The organism is Acidibrevibacterium fodinaquatile, from assembly GCF_003352165.1.
Classification (GTDB): Bacteria; Pseudomonadota; Alphaproteobacteria; order Acetobacterales; family Acetobacteraceae; genus Acidibrevibacterium; species Acidibrevibacterium fodinaquatile.
Genome location: NZ_CP029176.1, coordinates 1,649,731 through 1,670,819 on the forward strand (window position 1 = coordinate 1,649,731; position 21,089 = coordinate 1,670,819).

Genomic DNA, 21,089 nt, shown 5'->3' on the forward strand with positions numbered 1-21,089 from the left:
CCGGCGCCGCCCGCGCTAATCCTCCGCGATCTCGGCCGCGACCTCGGCGGCGAGGGCGCGGGTGATGCGCCCGCCGAGCGCCAGCGCCCGCCGGTCGAGCCGCGCCGCCGCCTCGCGCAGCGCCGCTGGGGTGCGCGGCAGGCGGGCCAGCAGAAAATCCTGCACCGCCGCGCTCACCCGCAATTGCCGCTCGGCGAACAGGCGGGCGAGCAGGGCGGCGAGCAGATCATCCTCGGCGGCGCCGATCATGACGGTGGTGACCGCGCGCAGCCGGCTCGCGAGATCGGGAAGCGCCACCCGCCAGCGCGCCGGCGGCGTGCGCCCGGCGAGCAGCAGGCGGACGCCGCTTTCGCGGGCATGATTGAGGAGATGGAGGAGGGCGGCTTCATCGGCGCAGGAATCGGCATCGTCGAGGGCGAGGCGCGGCCCTGAAAACACCGGCAGGTCGCGGAGAAACGGCCCCGCCGCGACCTCGCCCGGGCCAGCCCAGAGTGTCAGAAGATGGGTCTTGCCGCAGCCCGCCGCCCCGACGAGGGCAAGCCGCCCGTCCGGCCAGCTCTCGGCGCGCGCGAGCCAGGCGCGAGCCTCGGCGTTGGAGGCGGCGGCGATGAAATCGTCGGCGCGATAATCGGGTGTGCGCGCGAACGGCAAAGCGAGCTGGCGCATATGGGTTGCCGTCATCAGGCGGCGGCGGGCGGCGGTGGATCACGATAGAGCGGGCTTGCGAGGTAGCGCCGGAGCCAAAACCGCGCGAGCACGCCGATCGTCGCCGTCACCGGCACCGCGAGCAGGATGCCAACGAAGCCGAACGCGGCACCGCCGGCAAAGAGGGCGAAAATCACCCAGACCGCCGGCAATTCCACCCGATCGCCGAGAAACCGCGGATAGATCACGTAGCCCTCCAGGGTCTGGCCGAGCAGAAACACCGCCGCGACCTTGGCGACGCCAAACCAGGTCGGGAATTGCGCGAGCGCGAGCCCGAGCGCCGTCAGCAGCCCGACGATCGAACCGACATAGGGAATGAACGACAGGATCCCCGAGGCGAGCCCGACGATCAGCCCGAGATCGAGCCCGGCGACGGTCAGCGTCACCGCATAATAAAGCGCGAGCACGGCGCAGCAGAGCGCCTGGCCGCGCACCCAGGCCGAGAGGATGCGGTTGACCTCGCGCGCCTGGGCGCGGATCAGCGCCTCATAGCGGCGCGGCAGCCAGTCATCGAGCTTGGCGATCACGCGCGGCCAGTCGCGCAGCAGGTAAAAGGAGACCACCGGCGTTACGATCAGCAGCGACAGCGCGTTGAAAATCGCAAAGCCACCGCCGACCAGGCGGGAGGCAGCGGATGCGAGGAAGGAGAGCATGTTGCCGGCTTGGCTGCCGACCAGCTCACGAAGCCGGGCATCGACGAAATCGGCGCCGAGGCGGGCTTGCAATTTGGCCATCACCTGCATCGCCGACTCGCGCGCCATCCCGGCATAGGCCGGAAGCCGGGTGATCAGGAGGCCAAGCTGCGCCAAAATCAGCGGATAAAGCAGCAGTAGGAACAGGAAAATGGCGGCGAGCAGCAGCAGCACGAGAAGAAGCGCCGCCAAGCCGCGCGGCATGCCGGCACGCACCAGCCTTGATGCCAGCGGGTCGAGAAAATAGGCGACCCCTGCGGCGGCGACGAAGGGCAGCAGGATGGTCGCGAAAAGCTGCAAGGCGAGCCATGCGACGATGACGATGGCGGCGAGCAGAATGAGCCGCTGGCGGCGTATCGCCGGCGAGTTGGTGGCGGCGGGCGGGAGCAATGCGGGTTGGTCTGCCATGCCCGGCAGTTTCGCCGATCGCGGCGTTGCGCGCCACTGCCGCGTGTGGTTCTCTCCGCCCGCGCATGCGGTGTCTTCAGCGACAATGAGCGGAGAGAGTGATGGCCAGCCTGACCTATCGCGCCGCCGGGGTGGATATCGCCGCCGGCGAGGCGCTGGTGGATGCGATCAAACCGGCGGCGGCGGCGACCAGGCGCGCCGGCGTGCTTGGCGGCCTCGGCGGTTTTGGCGCGCTGTTTGACCTCAAGGCGGCGGGCTTTCACGACCCTATTCTGGTTTCCAGCACCGATGGCGTCGGCACCAAGCTCACGCTCGCGATCGAGACCGGGCGACAGGATGGGATCGGCATCGACCTCGTTGCGATGTGCGTCAATGATCTCGTCGTCCAGGGCGCCGAGCCGCTGTTTTTTCTCGATTATTTCGCAACCGGCCGGCTCGAGACGAAGGCCGCCGCGCGCCTCATCGCCGGCATCGCGCGCGGCTGCGCGGAGAGCGGCTGCGCCCTCGTCGGCGGCGAGACGGCGGAGATGCCGGGGCTTTACGCGCCGGGCGATTATGATCTCGCCGGCTTTGCGGTCGGCGCCGCCGAGCGCGGCCATTTGCTCCCGGCCGGTGTTGCGGTGGGGGATACGGTGATCGGCCTTGCGGCGAGCGGTGTTCATGCCAACGGCTTCTCTCTCGTGCGGCGGATCATTGCGGAAAGCGGCACCCGGCTCGAGGCGCCGCCGCCTTTTGCTGCCGAGGCGGCAACGTTCGGCGAGGCGTTGCTCACCCCGACCCGGCTTTACGTCAAACCGGTTCTGGCGCTGCATCGCGCCGGCCTCCTCAAGGCGGCGGCGCATATCACCGGCGGCGGCTTGCCCGGCAATCTGCCGCGGGTTCTCCCGGCCGGCACGGTTGCCGCGCTCGATGCCGGGGCGTGGTCGGTGCCGGCGGTATTCCGCTGGCTCCAAGCTGCGGGCTCGGTATCGACCGAGGAAATGCTGCGCGTGTTCAATTGCGGTATCGGCATGGCGCTCGTCGTCGCCGATGCCGCGGCGGCGCTCGAGCGGCTCGAAACCCTCGGCGAGGCCGCGCGCGTGATCGGCCGGATCGAAGCAGCGTCAGAGGCGACGGCGCCGGCCGCGCTCGCGATCGACCCGCCGCCCGACTGGCTCGCATGAGCGCGGCCAGGCGGCACCGGGTCGGGGTGCTGATCAGCGGCCGCGGCTCCAACATGATGGCGCTGCTCACGGCGGCGCGGGCCGCGGATTACCCTGCCGAGATCGCCGTCGTCCTTGCCAATCGCGAAGACGCCGCCGGCCTCGCGCTCGCCCGCGCCGAAGGGGTGCCGGCGTTTGCCGTGCCAACCGCGCCGTTTGGGCGCGACCGCGCGGCGCACGAAGCCGCGCTCGCCGCCGCACTCGATCGCCACGAGGTCGAACTGGTTTGTCTCGCCGGCTATCTCCGCTTGCTCACGCCGTGGTTCGTCGGCCGCTATCGGGGGCGAATGCTGAACATCCACCCGAGCCTTTTGCCTGCTTTTCCCGGGCTCGATACCCATGCGCGGGCGCTTGCCGCCGGCGTCAAACTGCATGGCTGCAGCGTCCATCTGGTCACCGAGGGGATGGATGAGGGGCCGATTTTGGCGCAAGGCGCGGTGCCGGTGCTGCCTGGTGACGATGAAGTGCGGCTCGCGGCGCGGGTGCTTGCCCTCGAACATCGGCTCTATCCGGCGGCACTCCGCGCCTTTCTTACCGCGGCGCCGCATCTGCCGGCGGCCGGCGCGGTGTTCTGCAACCCCTTGCCGACGCCGGGGCTCGCGCCTTAGAAAGAGCGCCAAACCACGTGATAATGAGGCACTGCCATGGCCACTTCCTCCTCCTCGGCGCCGGCCGTCAGCGAAAGCGATTTTCTCGCCGACCGGCAGCGTTTTTGGACCGGCTTCACCCATTTCACCGTCATTGCCGCGAGCGGGGTTGCGCTTTTGCTCATCCTGATGGCGATTTTCCTGCTCTGATCGCCACGCGTCTTACGCTCTGATCACCACGCGTATTACGCGATGAAGGCCTCGGCGAGCAGGGTGTAGGAAAGCCGCCGCGCGGCGGGCTCGGCGATGGTCGAGAGGATGACGATCTCGTCCACCGCGTGGCTTTCGGCGAGCGCGCGGATGCGCAACGCCGTATCGTCCCGTGTGCCGTAGATCGCGCGCGCCTTGATCGCGGCGATATGGGCGCGTTCGGCGTCGCTATAGGGATAGGCGAGGGCTTCTTCGGGGGTTGGCAGCGGCGCGAAGACCCCACGATCGCGCCCGAGCCGCCAGAGCGCGCGCGAGGCGAAGCCGTATTCGGCGGCCTCTGCGGTCTCGGCCGCGAACGCCCAAATACCGAGGGCCGGATGCGGCGCCGGATGGCGGGCACTCGGGCGATACAAGTCCCGGTAGATCGCCAGCGCCTCCGCGGTGCCGCGGCCATCGGTGATGAAATGGGCAAAGCAGAAGGGAAGGCCGAAATACGCCGCGACCTCGGCGCCGTAATTCGAGCTCCCGAGCACCCAGACCTCCGGCGCGCCGGGGCCGGCGGGCTGCGCCGCAACGCTCCGGAAAGGATGATTTTCGATCAGCGGCTCGCCCCTGACCCAGGCGAGAAGATCACGGACCTGGGCCGGGAAATGCTCGGCCGCGGTCTCGGCGAGCGGATTGAGGGCAAAAGCGGTGCGCCCGTCCGAGCCCGGCGCGCGCCCGACCCCGAGATCGATCCGCCCGGGCGCGATCGCTTCGAGCACGCGGAACTGCTCGGCGACCTTGAGCGCCGAATAATGCGGCAGCATCACCCCGGCGCTGCCGACGCGAATGCGCGCGGTGGTCGCGGCGATGGCGGCGATCAGGATTTCCGGCGCGGTGCCGGCCTGGCTCTGGGAATTGTGGTGCTCGGCTAGCCAATAGCGGGCGTAGCCGAGCGCTTCGCAATGCCGCGCGAGCGCCAGGGTTTCGGCGATCGCGGCAGCGGGCGCGCGCCCGGAAACCACCGTCGATTGGTCGAGCACGGATAATTTTATCATAATATCAATGACCTTTGAATAAATACTGGAGCACGAGATGAAGCGCGCCGCCGGCCAGGAAGCCGACGAGAGTGCCATTGATACGAATATATTGCAGATCCTTGCCGATGCGGAGTTCGAGCCGCGCCGTCAGCGTCGCGCTATCCCAGCCGCCGACGACGGCGGCGATGAAGCGGGCAAGCTCGATGCGCGCCGATGGCAGGAGGGCCGCGACCGTGCGCTCGGCGGCGCGGTTGACGGCGGCGCGGCTTTTCGGATCGGCGGCGAGCTGAGCGCCGAGGGAGGCGAGCTGCTCGGCGAGGAAGCTCGCGGTGCGGCCTTGCGGGTTGGCGGCGTCGGCTTCGAGCGCGAGGCGAAGCCGCGCCCAAATGTCCCAGAGCCAGGCCCGCACCGTCGCATGGGTGAGGACGCGGCGGAACACGGCGGCGATTTCGCCGGCGCGCGCCGGATCCTCCTCGAGGCGCTCGATTTCGCGGCGGATCCATTCATCGAAGGCGAGGCGGAGTTCCGAGCCATCCGGCCCCATTTTGTCGAGTTCGGCATTCATCGCCGAGAGCACCCGGCGCGCGATCGAAGCGCCGAGCGCCCAGCCGATCAGCCGCCCGCCCTGTTCGCGCACCCGCTCCTCGATCGCTTGGCGAAGCTGTTCCTCCTTGGCGTTGATCGTCTCCTTGAACTGTGTGAGCACGAAGCCGAACACTTCCTGATGCCGTCCCCCCTCGACCAGGGCGCGCAGCACGCGGGCGAGCAGCCCCGGCCCGCTGCCGGCAAGGAGACGCGGCGCGAGGCGGGCGAGAAGACGGCGCGCCCGGCCATCCTCGACGGTCGCGAGCAGACGCGGCAGCATCGCGGCAAGCCCCTGCGCGGCTGGCCGTGCGGCGTCGGGATCGGCGAGGAAGCGGGCGAGAATGCCAGGAACATCGAGGCGGTGAAGGGTGCGGGCAACCTCTGCCTCGGTGAACACGTGATTGGCGACGAAATTGCCGAGCGCCTGGCCGAGCCGTGCTTTCTCGTTGGGTAAAATTGCCGTGTGCGGGATCGGAAGGCCGAGCGGGCGGCGAAACAGCGCCGTCACCGCGAACCAATCCGCGAGCCCGCCGACCAGCCCGGCGCTCGCCGCCGCCGTCAGCAGCCGGCTCGCCGGCGTGTCCGCGAGCATGCGGCTGGCGAGCACGAGGGCCGCCATGAACGCGAGAAGGAGGCTGGCGGCGGCGCGGTGGCGCGAAAGCACCCGCCGGGCCTTGGCATCGGGATCCGGGGTCATGAAGGGCTCACCCCTTAGCACGGGCGCGCCGGCTTGGCACGCGCCGCCGGCGGCGCGCCTTGGGTAGCGAATTCTTCACCAATCCCCGCGATAGTAGCGAGACAAACCCGCTGGGTAAGTTCCTGCAAGGCACGTCACATGCTGTTGTCTGCCCTGTCTTTCGAGTCGGACCTTTGAAAAAGCCGCGCGCTTTGCCTTCGTCGGCGCGGCGGGTGGCGCCGGTCGCCGGTCGTGTCACGAAAGCGGCGTCACGGCGCGAGGGCGATGACATGGCGCTCCGCGCCGCGCTTCTCCGCATCGCCGAAGGGGTCATCCTGCTCGATCGCGATTTGCATGTGATCCTTTGCAACGCAGCGGCGCGGCGGCGGCTCGGCTGGATCGGCGCGCCACCGCGGCACGGCCTCGCGCTCGCGACCGTGCTGGAGCACGCTGGCGCGCTCGATGCCGCCGAGCGCATGACGATCCGCGACCATTGTGCCGCCATGCTCGCCGGAGACGCAGCGCCGGCGAACGGGCATGACAGCGCCGCGGCGGAGAAGGAACTCGTTTTCGGCGATTTTGCGATGCGGCTTTCGCGTCTCGACGGGCAGGGGATCATCCTTTCGATCCCGACGCGGGGCGATGATGGGGAGGCGGCGCTCCGCGATCCGCTCACTGGGCTCGGCAATCGCCGCGCGTTCCAAGCGGCGCTGGCGGCGGTGCTGGCGCGGGCCGAGGCCGAAGCCGCGCTGCTTCTCCTCGATCTCGATCGCTTCAAACATGTCAATGACTCGCTCGGCCATCCGATCGGCGATGCGCTGCTCCGCCTGGTCGCGCAGCGGCTCCGCGGCAGTCTGCGCAGCGGCGATACGCTGGTTCGCCTCGGCGGCGATGAATTCGCCATTTTGCTGCCGCGCGCCGAGGGCGCCGAGAAGCTGGCGGAGCGGCTGGTCGATCTCCTGAGCCGCCCCTACTTGGTCGATGGCCATCTCGCCAATATCGGGGTCAGCATCGGGATTGCGCGCGCGCCGGCGGACGCCAGCGAAGGCGGGATGCTGCTGCGCCGCGCCGATCTCGCGCTCTACGCCGCCAAGGCGGCCGGGCGGCGGCAATTCGCCATGTTCCGGCCGGAGATGGATGCCCGCGCGCAGGCCCGGCAGGCGCTCGAGACCGATCTTCGCCGCGCCGTCGCCCTTGGTCAGTTCCATTTGCACTACCAGCCGCTGCTCGAGGTTGCCTCGGGCGCGGTGGTCGGGTTCGAGGCTCTGCTGCGTTGGCAGCATCCGGAGCGGGGGATGGTCTCGCCGGCGGAATTCATCCCGCTGGCCGAGGAGGTCGGCCTCATCGTGCCGATCGGGGAATGGGTGCTGCGCCAGGCGTGCCGCACCGCCGCGAGCTGGCCGGAGGCGGTTTTGGTCGCGGTCAATGTCTCGCCGGTGCAATTCGCCGATGGCGCGCGGCTGCTCCGCGCCGTCGATGAGGCGCTGGCGAGCGCCGGCCTGCCGGGCGCGCGGCTCGAAATCGAAATCACCGAGAGTGTTCTGCTCCGCGATGCCGCCGAGACGCTCGCCATTCTGCATGAGCTGCGCGGCCGTGGCGTGCGCATCGCCATGGACGATTTCGGCACCGGCTACTCCTCGCTCAGCCAGCTGCGGAGCTTTCCCTTCGACAAAATCAAGATCGACCGCTCTTTCGTCAGCGAAATCGAGACTCAAAACGGCGGCAAAGCGGTGGTGCGCGCGATCGCGGCACTCGGCGCCAGCCTCGGCATGACCGTTACCGTCGAAGGGGTCGAAACCGAGGCGCAGGCGCATTTCGTCGCCGCCAGCGGCGGCCATCAGATGCAGGGCTATCTGATCAGCCGTCCGGTGCCGGCGGAGGCCGTCGGGGCGTTGCTCGCCGGCCGACGGGCGTTTCCCGGCGCCGGCCGCGCCCGAACCATTTCGCCCGAGAGAGCCCGAGACGGAGCCTAACGTGATGACGAAACAGGAACTCTATCGCGTCGTCTATTGCAGCCGGATGCGGATTTCCGGCCCGCCTGCCAGCATCGCGCGGGAATTGCGCGATATTCTCGCGACCTCGCGGCGCAACAACGCCCGCGCCGATCTCAGCGGCGCGCTCTTGTTCGCCAATAATTGCTTTGCCCAGACGCTCGAAGGCCCACGCGTCGCGCTCGAGCAATGTTTCGAGCGGATTCAGAACGACCAACGTCATTCCGATGTCACCGTGCTCGAATTTGGCCTCGCTGCGGCGCGTGAATTCCCGAAATGGTCGATGGGCTTCGCCGGTGAGCCCGGGGCGCATGATCCCTTGGCCTTTGTCGTCTTTGAAGGCGCGTTCGCCAACGAGCGGCCGGAATCGAGTTCGGCGGTGCTCGGCCTGCTGCATGGCCTCGTGCGCCGCGAGGAGGCCTGGGCACTCGCCTGAGGTCAGGGCAGGAAAGCATTGCGGGATGTCGTTCGCACATGCACAATCCTCCGCATGGACGAGCTTCCATCCCGCCCCGAGCGAGCGGACGCTGATGATCTGGCCGATGAGCTGGCGGCGACGCTGGCCGAAATCCGCGCCCGCGCGGCGGATGAGCCGTTCGGCAACCCGATTCTCGCGCTGGCGCTCGCAATCAGCCGGCGCATCGATCAGGGCAAGCTCGATCTCGCCGCGATCGCCGCCCTGGTGCGCGCGCTTCGCGATGCCGCCTTCGCCGATCGCGCACGGCGCCTTGCCGCCTATGTCGGCGGCACCGAGGCCGAGGCCGCCGCCGCGTTCGTGCGCCTCGCCGCGCGGCTGATTCGCCCCGATCCGGCCGACAGCCCGCTCCCTTTCGCGCAGTTTCAGGCCGCGATCACCCGCCCGCGCTTTGCCGCCGTTTTCACCGCGCACCCCACTTTCGTGCTTCCGCCGGCGGTCGCGAAAGCGCTCGCGGAGCGGGCCTGCGGCCGGAGCACTGCGGATTTCGAGAGCCATCGCGCGAGTGCGCCGCCGACGCTGGCCGAGGAATTCGATCAGGCAGTGGCGGCGATCGGTCATGCCCGCGACGCGTTGGATGCGCTCAATGCGGCGTTGCTCGAAGCCGCCCGGGCGACCTGGCCGGATCGCTGGGCGGCGCTGATCCCGGCGCCGATCGTGGTCGCAAGCTGGGTCGGCTACGACACCGACGGCCGCACCGATATCCAGTGGTGGGACACATTCCGCTTGCGTCTCGCGATGAAGCGGTTGCAGCTTGCCCGCCTCGCCGGCCAGCTCGCCCCGCTCGATGTGCCGGCGCTCGCCGCCCGCGTCATCGAGGCGGAAGCGACGGTCGCGGCGCAGATCGCGCTCTGCCCCAATGCCGCCGATCCTGATCAGGTGAGCCGCTTCGCGCATGCGCTGGTCGATGGGCGCACGACCGCGCTGACGACACCGGCGCCACTCCTTGACGCTTTTGCCCAGGCGATCGCCGCCGCCCCATCCGAGCAGGCCCTCGCCCTGGCGGTTGCGCGCGCCGGGCTGGTGTCGCACGGCCTTGCGCTCGCTCACACCCATCTTCGCCTGAACGCAGCCCAGATCCATAATGTTGCACGCCTGCGCCTTGGCCTTGCCGATCCGCCCAATGATCCTTCGCGCCGGCGGGTTCTGCTCGCTGCGATCAATGGTGCGCTCGATCAGGTCGTCGCCGAACGGGTCGATTTCGGCGGCCTACTTGCCGAGCGCGCTTCGGCGGCGCGGCTGATGATGGTGGCGGCGCAGATCATCAAGCATATCGACGGCGCGGTGCCGATCCGTTTCCTGATCGCCGAAACCGAGAGCGGCTATACGCTGCTCGCAGCACTTTGGCTCGCGCGCTTGCATGGCGTTGCCGAACGGATCGAGATCTGCCCGCTGTTTGAGACCGCGGAAGCGCTGGAGCGTGGTGTCAGGGTGCTCGAGGAGGCGCTGCGCAGCCCGCATTGGCGCGCCTATCTCGGGGCGATGGGGCGGATTTGCCTGCAATTCGGCTATTCCGATTCGGGGCGCTTCGTCGGCCAGCTCGCGGCGAGTTATCTGATCGAGCGGCTGCGCCTCAAAATCGCCGAAACCCTGGCTCGGCATGGGCTTGCCGATCTCGAGGTCGTGCTGTTTGACACTCATGGTGAGAGTATCGGCCGCGGCGCCCATCCCGGCTCGCTCGCCGAGCGGTTCGACTATCTCTCGCCGCCGGCAAGCCGCCAGGCGCTCGCCGCCGCCGGGTTCCGCTTGCGCCAGGAGACTTCGTTTCAAGGCGGCGATGGCTATCTTTTGTTCGCAACCCCGGAACTCGCCCGCGCAAGCATTGCCCGGATCGCCGAGCACACGCTCGCCCCGGTTCCGGAGACGGATGATCCTGTCTACGCCGAGGCTGATTTCACCGCCGATTTTTTCGCGACCATTCGCGCCGCGATGGCGGAACTGCTCGAGGATCCGGGCTATGCGACGCTGCTCGGCATGTTCGGCCCGGCGCTGATCGAGCCGAGCGGTTCGCGCCCGGCGGCGCGGGCGGAAGATGGGCTCGCGGGGCCGGCGCGCATTCGCCATCCGCGCGAGCTGCGCGCCATTCCGAATAACGCGATCCTTCAGCAAGTCGGCTGGTGCGCCAATACGCTCCACGGTCTCGGGGCGGCGCTGGCGCGGCATCCCGAGACGGCGGAGGATCTGCGCGCCGCGAGCCCGCGGTTTCGCCGCGCCCTCGATCTCGCGCGCCACGCGCTTGCCCATTCCGATATCGATGTGCTGCGCGCGGTCGCGGCGCTCTTCGATTCTGGCGCTTGGCTCGATCGCGCCGCGCGCGCGCGATCTCCGGCTGGGCGGCGGGCGACATTGCTCAGCGTTGCGCGCGCTGTCGAGCGGCTTGGCCAGACCGCGCCGGTGCAGCGGCTGTTCCGCCGCCTCCAAGCCGATCATCTGGCGCTGCTCGGGGTATGGCCGGAGGCGCCGCGCATGGCCGAGCGCGAGGTTCTGTTGCACGCGCTGCGGCTCGCGCTGATCAGCCGGCTGTGGCTGCTCGCGACCGAAATCCCGGATTTCGCACCCCGCGACGGGGTTACCCGCGCCGCGATCGAGGCGCGTATCCTACGGCTCGACATTCCGGCCTCGGTCGCGCTTTTGACGCAGATTTTTCCCCCGAGCGCCGATCCCGCCGATGAGCGCGATTTCGCCGAGCCCCATGATCGCCACACACCTGGCGGCTATGCCCGCGAGCACGCCGAGATTTTCGCGCCGATGGCGACCCTGTTTGCGCTGATCCGCGAAATTGGGCTCGCGCTCGGCCATGAAATCGGCGCTTTCGGGTAAGTAATACCGGTCAGCGAAATCGCTGACCGGTATGCGCGCAGGGTTGGTGTGGCGGCTGCGCGCAACATCAAAAAGATACCAGCCAACCGTCTTCAAGCGACGTGTCATTCTTTCGGCTGGCTGGTATAAAATCCTTCTTTTTCTGAAGAAAAAGAAGCAAAAAGACTTTTATCCTGTTGTCTCGGAGCGGCAGCTTCCTCGCAGTGGTCAGTGCCGTCGGCACTGACCAGCGGGGAAAAGTTTTTTGGTTCTTTTTTTCAAAAAAGAACCTTTCTTACTCCGCCGCCTGCGCGTAATCGGCCAGCGGCGCGCAGGTCAAGGCTGTTCAACGCTCTCTCGTTGGCTGGACTGAGCCCGATTTGTAACATCTGATGGGTGAAATGCATTCATGGAGACGAAGGGGATTCCCCAATCGGGAAATGTCTGACTCATAGGGCGGCAACCGAAGTGGAGGTTGCCGTGGCTATATTCTCACCGTTGCTGGACGTGCTGGCGGAGATTCCTGATCCGCGCCGGGCGGAAGGAAAGCTCTACCAACTGCCTTACGTGCTGCTGTTCGCCATCCTGGCCATCGTCAGCGGCTGCAATTCGTATCGCGGCATCATCACCTTCATCGACGTCCATCGTCACCGGCTGAACGCCATCTTTGCGCTGAAATGGCGTCGCGCGCCGGCGCACACGGCCATCCGCTACATCCTCCAGGGGCTTGATCCGGCTGCGGTGGAGGCGGTCTTCCGCCGCCATGCCGCCTTGCTGCAGGCCGCGCGCGCGACGCCCGGACAGGGCAGCATCGCGCTGGATGGCAAGACGCTCCGCGGCAGTTTCGACAACTTTCACGACCGCGCCGCCGCCCAGGTGCTGAGCGCGTTCGCCACCGACACCGCCCTCGTGCTCGCCCATGTTGAGATCGCCGAGAAATCCAACGAAATCCCGGCAGCGCAGGCGCTGCTTGCCGAACTCGGCGTCCCGGCCGGCGCCGTCGTCACCCTCGATGCGCTGCACTGCCAAAAAAAACCTTCGAGGCCGCTGCGCAGGCCAACCTCGCCCTGATCGTCCAGGTCAAGGACAACCAGCCCACCCTGCTGCGCCAGATCACCGAATTCTCCACCACCACGCCACCGCTCGGATCCGCCCACAGCCACGATATCGGGCGCAATCGCGACGAGCGCCGCACCGTCACCGTCCTTGATCCCGCCAACATACTCGCCAACACCGACTGGCATCCACACGTCGCCGCCATCATCCGCGTCGAGCGCGAGGTGTTCACCCGCAGCAGCAAGACCGGGCTGCTGCGCCACTCCGCCGAGACCGCCTTCTATGTCTCCAACACGCCGATCTCCGCACGCCGCGCCGCCGATGCCATCCGCGCACACTGGCGGATCGAAACCACCTCCCACTACAGCCGCGACGTCACCTTCGGCGAAGACCGCTCGCGCATCCGCACCAACCCCGGCGTGTTCGCACGCTTGCGCAGTTTCGGTTTCAACATCCTTACCGCACATCGTACCAACACACTCGCCCAGGACCGCTACCGAGCCGCCCTCGCCGGTATCGATAATATGCTCGCGCTGCTCGCTATCTCATAGCATTGAACAGCCTTGGCGCGCAGGTGCAGACCAGGTTGCGGTCGCCATAGGCGTTATCGACGCGCGCGACCGGCGGCCAGTATTTCGCCGCGGCGACGAAGGGTAGCGGAAACGCCGCCTGCTTGCGCGAATAGGGATGCGTCCAGTCATCCGCGGTCACCCGGGCGGCGGTGTGCGGGGCGTTTTTCAGCGGATTGTCGGCGCGGTCGAGGCGGCCGGCGGCGATCGCCGCGATCTCGCCGCGGATCGCGATCATGGCGGCGCAGAAGCGGTCGATTTCCTCTTTCGGCTCGCTCTCCGTCGGCTCGACCATCAGCGTGCCGGCGACCGGCCAGGACATGGTCGGCGCATGGAAGCCGAAATCCTGCAAGCGTTTGGCGATGTCCTCGACCGTAACCCCGGCTTCCGCCTGAAAGGCGCGGCAGTCGAGGATGCATTCATGCGCGACGCGCCCGCGCTCGCCGCGATAGAGGATCGGATAATGCAGGCCGAGGCGGGCTGCGACGTAATTCGCATTGAGGATTGCGATCTCGCTCGCGTGTTTGAGGCCGGCGGCGCCCATCATGCGGATATAGGCGTAGGCGATGGTGAGGATCAGGGCGCTGCCGAAAGGCGCGGCGGCGACCGGGCCGTAGCCGGATGCCGGCCCGGCATCGACTGACAAAGGGTGGTTTGGCAGATGTGGCGCGAGGTGGGCGGCGACCGCGATCGGCCCGACCCCGGGGCCGCCGCCGCCATGCGGGATGGTGAACGTCTTGTGGAGATTGAGGTGGCAGACATCGGCGCCGATCGCGCCCGGGCTGGTCAGGCCAAGCTGGGCGTTGAGATTGGCGCCGTCCATGTAAACCTGCCCGCCGGCCTCGTGCACGCGGGCGCAGATCTCGCGAATGCCGGCCTCGAACACGCCATGGGTGCTCGGGTAGGTGACCATCAGCGCGGCCAGGCGCGGGCCGTGCGCTGCGATCTTGGCGCGAAGATCGCCGAGATCGATATTGCCATGGGCGTCGCAGCCGACGACGACGACGCGATAGCCGGCCATCACCGCGCTCGCCGGGTTGGTGCCGTGGGCGCTCGCCGGGATCAAGCAGACATCGCGCCCGCCCTCGCCGCGCGCCGCGTGATAGGCGCGGATGGCGAGAAGCCCCGCGAACTCGCCCTGCGCCCCGGAATTGGGCTGGAGCGAGACCGCTTCCATGCCGGTCGCGGCGGCGAGCCAGGCGGCGAGGCGGCGGATCAGGATGAGATAGCCGATGCTCTGGTCCTCGGGCTGGAAGGGGTGGATATCGGCGAAGCCGGGCCAGGACAGGGCCATCATCTCGGCGGCGGCATTCAATTTCATGGTGCAGGAGCCGAGCGGGATCATGCCGCGATCGAGGGCGATATCCTTGTCGGCGAGGCGGCGGAGATAGCGCAGCATCGCATGCTCGCTCTGGTGGTGATGGAACACCGGATGGGTGAGGATCGGCGTTCGCGGGGGGAACGCAGGCGCGGGCGTGGGCCCGAGCGTTGCCCCGAAGGCGTCGGCGAGGCGGGCAAGTTCCCCCTCCGTCACCGTCTCATCGAGCGCGATCGCGACGCCATCGGCGAGCGGGCGGAGATCGAAACCCGCCTCGCACCCGCGCGCGAGCAAGGCGCGGGCATCGCCGGTGATCGCGATGGTATCGAAGAACGCGGGATGGCGGGGGGGAAAGCCCGCGCGCGCGAGCGCCTCGGCGAGGCGGCGGGCCATGCCGTGGACGCGGCCGGCGATCCGGCGCAGCCCCTCCGGCCCGTGCCACATCGCATAGAAAGCCGCGATATTGGCGAGCAGAACCTGCGCCGTGCAGATGTTCGAGGTCGCTTTCTCGCGCCGGATATGCTGCTCGCGGGTCTGAAGCGCGAGGCGGAGCGCGGGCTGCCCTTCCGCATCGACCGAGACCCCGACCAAGCGGCCAGGCATCTGGCGGCGGAAAGCGGCGCGGGTCGCGAAGAAGGCGGCATGCGGGCCGCCGAACCCCATCGGCACGCCAAAGCGCTGCGCCGAGCCGACGACGACATCCGCTCCCATCTCGCCCGGCGGGGTGAGAAGGACGAGGGCCAGCGGGTCGGCGGCAACGATGGCGAGCGCGCCGGCGGCGTGGGCGGCGGCGATCTCGGGGGCGAGATCGCGGAGCGCCCCGGTGGTGCCGGGATATTGCAAGACCACGGCGAATGGCCGCGCCGCTTTGATCGCCGCGGCATCGCCGGGGGCGACATCGATCAGCGTCCAGCCATGGGGTGCGGCGCGCGTTGCCAGCACGGCGCGGGTCTGGGGGTGGAGATCGGCGGCGACAGCGATCGCGGCCGCGTCTTTCGCTTGCGCGACGGCATGCGCCATCGCGACCGCTTCCGCCGCCGCCGTCGCCTCGTCGAGCAGCGAAGCGTTGGCGATCTCCATCCCCGTGAGATCGATGATCATCGTCTGAAAGGCGAGCAGCGCTTCCAGCCGGCCTTGCGAAATTTCCGGCTGGTAAGGGGTGTAGGCGGTGTACCAAGCGGGATTTTCGAGCACGTTGCGCTGGATCACCGGCGGCATGTGCGTCCCGTGATAGCCCTGGCCGATCAGGGGTTTGCGCCCGCCGTTGCGGGCGGCGAGGGCGGCGAGTTCGGCGAGCACGCCGGCCTCGTCGAGCGGCGCGGGAAGCCCTTGCCCGCTTTCTCTCCGGATCTCGCCGGGGATGGTCTCGGCGATCAGATCATCGAGGGTCGCGACACTGATGGCCGCCAGCATCGCGGCCTGATCCGCGGCATTGGTCGCGATATGGCGGCGGGCGAAATCGGAGTCGGAAATCGGCTTGGGCATGGGCGCCTCTGTCGTCAGAGTGTTGCGACCAAGGCGCTATAGGCGGCCTCGTCGAGGAGGGTTGCGAAATCATCCGGGTTGGCCGGGGTGAGGCGGAAGAACCAGCCTTCACCCTCGGGCGCGCGGTTGACCAGTGTCGGATCCTCGACGATGGCGCCATTCACCGCGGCGATGGTGCCCGCGAGCGGGGCATAGACGTCGGACGCCGCTTTGACGCTTTCGACGACGGCACAAGCCTCGCCGGCGGCAACCGCGCGGCCGGGTTCGGGGAGTTCGATGAACACGAGATCGCCGAGCGCGGTTTGCGCATGGTCGGTGATGCCGATGGTGAGGGCGTCACCATCACGGCGCACCCATTCATGATCCTTGGTATAGCGGGTCTCGGTCATGGTTTCCTCAACTGGCGTAACGATGGGGAAGGAAGGGGAGGGGGACGACGCTGGCCGCCAGGGCGCGCTCGCGCACCGAGACGGCGAGCGCAGTGCCGGGTGTCGCGAAGGCGGCGGCGACATAGCCCATGGCGATCGGTGCAGAGAGCGTCGGACTAAAACTGCCGGAGGTGACGCGGCCGATCTCGCGCCCGTCGGCGAGGATCGCAGCCCCACTCCGCGCCGGCGCCCGGCCTTCGAGGCGGAGGCCGATGCGCTTGCGCGCCGGGCCGGCTTGCCACTCGGCCGCGATCGCGGTGCCGCCGGGAAAATCCCAAGCCTCGCGCCGGCGCTTGGCGATCGTCCAGGCCAGGTTTGCTGCGATCGGCGTCGTGGTCTCGTCGATATCCTGGCCGTAAAGGCAGAGCCCGGCTTCGAGCCTGAGCAGATCGCGCGCGCCGAGCCCGGCCGGCAGCACGCCGGGCAGCGCGAGGAGCGTCCGCGCCAATCCCTCCGCCGCCGCCGCCGGGAGCGAAATCTCGACCCCATCCTCGCCGGTATAGCCCGAGCGTGAGACAAGGCAGGGGATGCCGGCGACCCCGCATTCCCTGACCGCCATAAAGCGCAGATCGGCGAGAGCGGGGGCGAGGGGGGCGAGCAGCGTCATTGCTTTCGGCCCCTGGAAAGCGAGCAGCGCGCGTTCGGGATGCGGGGTGAGCGTGACCTCGGGCGGCAGATGGGCGGTGATGTGGGCAAAATCGGCCGCTTTGCGTGCCGCGTTAACGATCAGGAACAGATGATCCTCGGCGAGCCGCGCGACCATCAGATCATCGAGAATGCCGCCCGCCGCATTGGTCAGCAGCGTATAGCGTTGCCGCCCGGGCGCGAGGCCGGCGATATCACCCGGCACCAGCCGCTCGAGGGCCGCCGCCGCCGCCATGCCGCGCAAGCCCGCCTGGCCCATATGCGAGACATCGAACAACGCGGCTTCCTCGCGGCAGGCGCGGTGCTCGGCGAGGATGCCGGCCGGGTAGGAGACCGGCATGGCATAGCCGGCGAACCCGACCATGCGGGCGCCGAGGGCGCGATGCAGCCCATCGAGCGGACTCACATGCAAGGCTTCGGACTCTTCGGTCATCTCAGGCTCCGCTGACGGTCGCGCCGACGCGCTGCCGGCATTTCGACCCCCCTCTGTCGCGGAACCTGAGAGATTGGGCCGCGTGCGGGCGGCCTTACCCCGTCGGTGCGGCGGGCGAGATCCCGCCGGCTTTCCAGAGATCCGAATTCCCGCGCGGCCCTTTTGCCTGAGCGTTTCCGGGGGCCGGTTGCGCCTTCGGCGGCGAGGCCCGGCGCGCGAACAGGTTGGCGGCCGGCCCCACTCTCTCCCGCGCGGGTGGCGCGGACGGCGCCACCATGGCCGATGGCTCGGCAAAGAGCAATCGGCAAATCGAATTTCGCTATCACAAACGCCGCCCCAGGCTTCACGCGAGGCACTGCTCTCTTATCAGACCAAGTTGAATATTTATTGACCGCATCGGATTTTAATGATATATTTCAAAACAAACGAAAAAGAAAAATAAAATAGGGGAATATACGTGCAAGAATCAAAAATACATAATAGCGATACAAAAACCTTGATGCGTTACGACGCTAACAAACGCTCTGCGGTTGTAGCTTATTTACTTTGGTTTTTTGTGGGTTATTTGGGGGCGCACCGATTTTATTTAAATCATGTTGGCTCTGGCGTTGTGATGTTAATATTTTTTTTTCTTTCTATTTTCTTTCTGATTTTCGGTGGAATAGGGAGCATTGGAATGGCTGCGGCCGGAATGGCTGCAGCCGGAGTGGTTGGAACCGGAATGGTAGGCCTAGTGGTTGGCGTGCTTGGAATGGCCATCCTCGTGCTATGGCATTTATTTGATGCTTTTCTCATCCCTGGGATGACTCGGGAATATAATAATCGTTTGATCGCGGAAATCAGCAATTAAAGCGGGTTATGCGCGGCCGGGATCGGATCGCCGAAAGCGCAGGCGATACATCTGGTTCATTAATCGTTGCGTTGCCTACGCGGGAAATGGCGCCTAACGCCAAAAGTGAGCTATTTCAACGTATTGCTAAAGACCCTTCGCTGCTCGCGCATAATGCGGGTCAGAGTGAGCTAAGATTCTGAGTTGGTGCATCTTGCTGTGTCCTCTCTTATGTCGGCACAAAGCCCCATACCGTGCCCAATGATCACGGGACAACCACGAGAGAGAGATCGCACCGCTGATGGCAGTCTACACCGAGGTTTCCGACGAAGCATTGGTCGCGTTTCTCGCGGACTACGCGATCGGCGGGCTGGTCGCGTTTCGTGGCATCGCCGAGGGGGTGGAGAACAGCAATTACGCGCTCCGCACCGAGGCCGGCGATTTCATCCTCACCCTTTATGAAAAACGCGTCGAGCGGGGCGATCTGCCGTGGTTTCTCGGCCTCATGGCGCATCTCGCCGGGCACGGAATCCCCTGTCCGCTGCCGGTCCATGGGCGGGACGGAGTCGCCTTGCGCGAACTTTGTGGCCGGCCGGCGGCGATCACCACGTTTCTCCCCGGGGTCTGGCCGCGCCGGGTCGATATCGCCCATTGCGGCCCGCTCGGGGCGGCGCTGGCGCGGCTGCATCTCGCCGGCGAAGACTATGCGCCGCGCCGCGCCAATGCCCTCGGCCCGGCGAGCTGGGCCGCACTTCTCGCGCGTGCCGCTGATGACGCCGATGGCGTCCGTCCCGGCTTGCGCGCCGAGCTGGAAGGGGCACTCGCGTCCATTCTCGCCGCCTGGCCGGAGCGGCTGCCTTCCGGGCACATCCACGCCGATCTTTTCCCCGATAATGTCTTTTTTCTCGACCGCCGCATCTCCGGCCTGATCGATTTCTACTTCGCCGCGACCGACCTTCTCGCCTATGACCTCGCGGTTTGCCTCAATGCCTGGTGTTTCGAGACCGATTACAGTTTCAACGTCACCAAGGCGCGGGCATTGCTCGCCGCCTATGGCGCGGTGCGGCCGCTTGCTGAGGCCGAGATCGCGGCTTTGCCGGTTTTGTGCCAGGGGGCGGCGCTCCGCTTCGCCCTCACTCGGCTTTATGACTGGATCAACACCCCGGCGGGCGCGCTGGTGACGCGCAAGGACCCGCTCGATTACGTCCGTCGTCTCCGTTTTCACCTCGCAGCGAAAGACGCCAGCGCCTATGGACTCTGAGCCGAAGACCGTCGAGATCTGGACCGATGGCGGCTGCAAGCCCAATCCCGGGCCGGGCGGCTGGGCGGCGATTTTGCGCTTTGGCGCGCATGAGCGGGTGCTTTCCGGCGCCGAAGCCGCGACCACGAACAACCGCATGGAATTGACCGCGGCGGCGGCGGCGCTCGAGGCGTTGTCTCGCCCCTGCCGGGTTGCCCTCTATACCGACAGCGAATACCTGAAAAACGGCATCACCCGCTGGAAAGAGGGCTGGGTGCGGCGCAACTGGCGCAACGCGGCCGGCGATCCGGTGGCCAATATGGATCTCTGGCGGCGGGTGCTTGATGCGGCCGCCCGCCACGAGATCGCTTGGCATTGGGTGCGTGGGCATGCCGGGCATGCGCTGAACGAACGCGCCGATCAGCTCGCGACCGCGGCGCGCGAGCGGCTTATCGCCGGGGACGGCGGTTAGGTCTTGGGGATGGGTTGGCGGGCAATCTTTCCTCCGTCTATGTTTGTCGCCTCTTTTGTCTCTGGCGGAGGCCGTCCATGCTCTCGGGTGATTCCCTGATGTCGCTGCTTTGCCGCCGCGCCGGCGCGCTGGCCGCCGTGTTTGCGCTCGGCGCTTGCACGATCCCGTTCGGCGGCCCTAACCTGCCGCCGGCGCCACATCAGCCGAGTGCGGTGAGCCTTTTTGACGGCAGCTACCAGGGTAAGGTCCGAGCGGTCGGCGCCAATGCCGCCGATTGTCCGAAGAGTGGCTATGGCGTTGCCGAAATCGGCGATGCGACGCTCACCCTCCCCTATCGCCCGGGGGTGATCTTCACCGTTCCCGTCGCTGCCGACGGCACGCTGCATCAAACCGTCGAGGGTACCCGGATCGAAGGAAGGGCGGCGCAGAATCAACTCACTCTGCTGGTCTCCTCCGGCGCCTGCCAGACGCGCTATCGCCTGAGCTATGTCTGGAACCATTCATGAGCCCGGCGGGTAAGGCCGAAGCCGAACCCGGGTCCGCGGGATCAGGGGCGGCCGGCGGGCCATTCACGCTCGCCATCGATATTGGCGGCACCGGGCTCAAGGCTTCGGTGCTCGACCATCGCGGTGAGATGGTGGCGCCGCGCCGCCATGTCCCGACACCACAGCCATGCCCACCGCCCGTTTTGCTCGCGTCCGTCGCCGACATGGTACGAACCCTTCCCGCTTTTCATCGCATCTCGGCCGGCTTCCCCGGCGCCGTGCGCGGCGGCAGGGTGTTGACCGCCCCCAATCTCGGCACCGAAGCCTGGGCCGGATTCCCGCTCGAGGCCGAGCTCGCCAAACGCTTCGACCGACCCGCGCGGGTCTTGAACGATGCCGAGGTGCAAGGGCTCGGGGTGATCAGCGGCGCCGGCATGGAAATGATCCTGACGCTCGGCACCGGCGCCGGGATCGGGATTTTCTTCAACGGCAAGGTCTCGCCGCATATCGAGCTGTCGCAGCACCCGGTGCATAAGAAGCTGACCTACGACATGTTTCTCGGCAAGGAGGCGTTCGAGGCCGTCGGCGTCAAGCGCTGGAACAAGCGGGTGCGCGTGGCGATCGAGATTCTCGCCCGCGTGGTGCTGTTTGACCGGCTTTATATCGGCGGCGGCAACGCCGTTCATATCAAGGGCGATCTGCCCGCCAACGTCACCATCGTCGCCAACGAGGCCGGCATCACTGGCGGCATCGCCCTCTGGCGCGACCCCGCCTGAC

General features: G+C 67.5%; 20 protein-coding genes and 1 riboswitch. Of the genes, 13 read left to right on the top strand and 7 right to left on the bottom strand.

The window, feature by feature from the left end; all coding sequences use genetic code 11:
* Nucleotides 1-15 precede the first annotated feature (15 nt).
* The gene (locus DEF76_RS07960; RefSeq protein ID WP_114911877.1) at nucleotides 16-681 is read right to left on the bottom strand and encodes a P-loop NTPase family protein; all 666 of its coding nucleotides are present in this window, start codon (nucleotides 679-681) and stop codon (nucleotides 16-18) included.
* Nucleotides 681-1,805: an AI-2E family transporter gene (locus DEF76_RS07965; protein WP_114911878.1), complete on the bottom strand. Its 1,125-nt coding sequence runs from the start codon at nucleotides 1,803-1,805 to the stop codon at nucleotides 681-683. The genes DEF76_RS07960 and DEF76_RS07965 overlap by 1 nt, the downstream gene beginning before the upstream one ends.
* Before the next feature lie 101 nt (nucleotides 1,806-1,906).
* Here DEF76_RS07965 and purM point away from each other — a divergent pair, with 101 nt between their 5' ends.
* From purM to DEF76_RS07980, 3 genes are read left to right on the top strand one after another with little or no spacing between them, the layout of a single operon-like run.
* Nucleotides 1,907-2,968: a phosphoribosylformylglycinamidine cyclo-ligase gene (gene purM / locus DEF76_RS07970; protein ID WP_114911879.1), complete on the top strand. Its 1,062-nt coding sequence runs from the start codon at nucleotides 1,907-1,909 to the stop codon at nucleotides 2,966-2,968.
* Nucleotides 2,965-3,615 (top strand): phosphoribosylglycinamide formyltransferase, encoded by a 651-nt coding sequence (gene purN / locus DEF76_RS07975; protein WP_114911880.1) that lies wholly within the window; start codon nucleotides 2,965-2,967, stop codon nucleotides 3,613-3,615. The genes purM and purN overlap by 4 nt, the downstream gene beginning before the upstream one ends.
* Before the next feature lie 36 nt (nucleotides 3,616-3,651).
* Nucleotides 3,652-3,804: an aa3-type cytochrome c oxidase subunit IV gene (locus DEF76_RS07980; RefSeq protein ID WP_114911881.1), complete on the top strand. Its 153-nt coding sequence runs from the start codon at nucleotides 3,652-3,654 to the stop codon at nucleotides 3,802-3,804.
* Between the two features lie 35 nt (nucleotides 3,805-3,839).
* On the opposite strand, the gene DEF76_RS07985 is transcribed toward DEF76_RS07980, so the two are convergent.
* On the bottom strand, nucleotides 3,840-4,844 hold the full coding sequence (locus DEF76_RS07985) for an LLM class flavin-dependent oxidoreductase (protein ID WP_114911882.1): 1,005 nt from the start codon (nucleotides 4,842-4,844) through the stop codon (nucleotides 3,840-3,842).
* A 4-nt stretch (nucleotides 4,845-4,848) separates the two neighbouring features.
* Nucleotides 4,849-6,108, bottom strand: coding sequence for a DUF445 domain-containing protein (locus tag DEF76_RS07990; protein WP_114911883.1), 1,260 nt, complete (start codon nucleotides 6,106-6,108; stop codon nucleotides 4,849-4,851).
* Between the two features lie 212 nt (nucleotides 6,109-6,320).
* Between DEF76_RS07990 and DEF76_RS07995 the strand changes: the two genes are divergently transcribed.
* From DEF76_RS07995 to DEF76_RS20180, 5 genes are all read left to right on the top strand, one after another.
* The gene (locus DEF76_RS07995; protein WP_205216145.1) at nucleotides 6,321-8,060 is read left to right on the top strand and encodes a putative bifunctional diguanylate cyclase/phosphodiesterase; all 1,740 of its coding nucleotides are present in this window, start codon (nucleotides 6,321-6,323) and stop codon (nucleotides 8,058-8,060) included.
* A gap of 4 nt (nucleotides 8,061-8,064) precedes the next feature.
* Entirely contained in the window at nucleotides 8,065-8,514 is a 450-nt protein-coding gene (locus tag DEF76_RS08000; protein WP_114911884.1) for a BLUF domain-containing protein, read from the top strand.
* Between the two features lie 54 nt (nucleotides 8,515-8,568).
* Entirely contained in the window at nucleotides 8,569-11,373 is a 2,805-nt protein-coding gene (locus DEF76_RS08005; protein ID WP_114911885.1) for a phosphoenolpyruvate carboxylase, read from the top strand.
* 459 nt (nucleotides 11,374-11,832) lie between these two features.
* Nucleotides 11,833-12,423 carry an ISAs1 family transposase gene (locus tag DEF76_RS20175; protein WP_162800530.1) on the top strand — a complete coding sequence of 197 codons (591 nt, stop codon included), beginning with the start codon at nucleotides 11,833-11,835 and terminating at the stop codon, nucleotides 12,421-12,423.
* 32 nt (nucleotides 12,424-12,455) lie between these two features.
* Entirely contained in the window at nucleotides 12,456-12,959 is a 504-nt protein-coding gene (locus tag DEF76_RS20180) for an ISAs1 family transposase (RefSeq protein WP_274966672.1), read from the top strand.
* On the opposite strand, the gene gcvP is transcribed toward DEF76_RS20180, so the two are convergent.
* Genes gcvP through gcvT form a run of 3 tightly spaced genes read right to left on the bottom strand, consistent with a single transcriptional unit; the run spans nucleotide 12,949 to nucleotide 17,286 of the window.
* Entirely contained in the window at nucleotides 12,949-15,780 is a 2,832-nt protein-coding gene (gene gcvP, locus DEF76_RS08020; protein WP_114911886.1) for an aminomethyl-transferring glycine dehydrogenase, read from the bottom strand. The genes DEF76_RS20180 and gcvP overlap by 11 nt on opposite strands.
* 14 nt (nucleotides 15,781-15,794) lie before the next feature.
* Entirely contained in the window at nucleotides 15,795-16,169 is a 375-nt protein-coding gene (gene gcvH, locus DEF76_RS08025; protein WP_114911887.1) for a glycine cleavage system protein GcvH, read from the bottom strand.
* A 7-nt stretch (nucleotides 16,170-16,176) separates the two neighbouring features.
* The gene (gcvT, locus tag DEF76_RS08030; protein ID WP_114911888.1) at nucleotides 16,177-17,286 is read right to left on the bottom strand and encodes a glycine cleavage system aminomethyltransferase GcvT; all 1,110 of its coding nucleotides are present in this window, start codon (nucleotides 17,284-17,286) and stop codon (nucleotides 16,177-16,179) included.
* Nucleotides 17,287-17,329: 43 nt separating this feature from the next.
* A riboswitch (glycine riboswitch) is annotated at nucleotides 17,330-17,433 on the bottom strand.
* Between the two features lie 310 nt (nucleotides 17,434-17,743).
* Between gcvT and DEF76_RS08035 the strand changes: the two genes are divergently transcribed.
* The 5 genes from DEF76_RS08035 (at nucleotide 17,744) to DEF76_RS08055 (ending at nucleotide 21,088) form a co-directional block, all read left to right on the top strand.
* On the top strand, nucleotides 17,744-18,136 hold the full coding sequence (locus DEF76_RS08035; RefSeq protein ID WP_240319143.1) for a TM2 domain-containing protein: 393 nt from the start codon (nucleotides 17,744-17,746) through the stop codon (nucleotides 18,134-18,136).
* Nucleotides 18,137-18,416: 280 nt separating this feature from the next.
* Entirely contained in the window at nucleotides 18,417-19,376 is a 960-nt protein-coding gene (locus DEF76_RS08040; RefSeq protein ID WP_114911890.1) for a homoserine kinase, read from the top strand.
* Nucleotides 19,366-19,827 (top strand): ribonuclease HI, encoded by a 462-nt coding sequence (gene rnhA, locus DEF76_RS08045; RefSeq protein WP_114911891.1) that lies wholly within the window; start codon nucleotides 19,366-19,368, stop codon nucleotides 19,825-19,827. Before DEF76_RS08040 ends, rnhA begins: the two co-directional genes overlap by 11 nt.
* A 77-nt stretch (nucleotides 19,828-19,904) precedes the next feature.
* Nucleotides 19,905-20,333 (top strand): hypothetical protein, encoded by a 429-nt coding sequence (locus DEF76_RS08050; protein WP_114911892.1) that lies wholly within the window; start codon nucleotides 19,905-19,907, stop codon nucleotides 20,331-20,333.
* The gene (locus tag DEF76_RS08055) at nucleotides 20,330-21,088 is read left to right on the top strand and encodes an ROK family protein (RefSeq protein ID WP_114911893.1); all 759 of its coding nucleotides are present in this window, start codon (nucleotides 20,330-20,332) and stop codon (nucleotides 21,086-21,088) included. Before DEF76_RS08050 ends, DEF76_RS08055 begins: the two co-directional genes overlap by 4 nt.
* Nucleotide 21,089 lies beyond the last annotated feature (1 nt).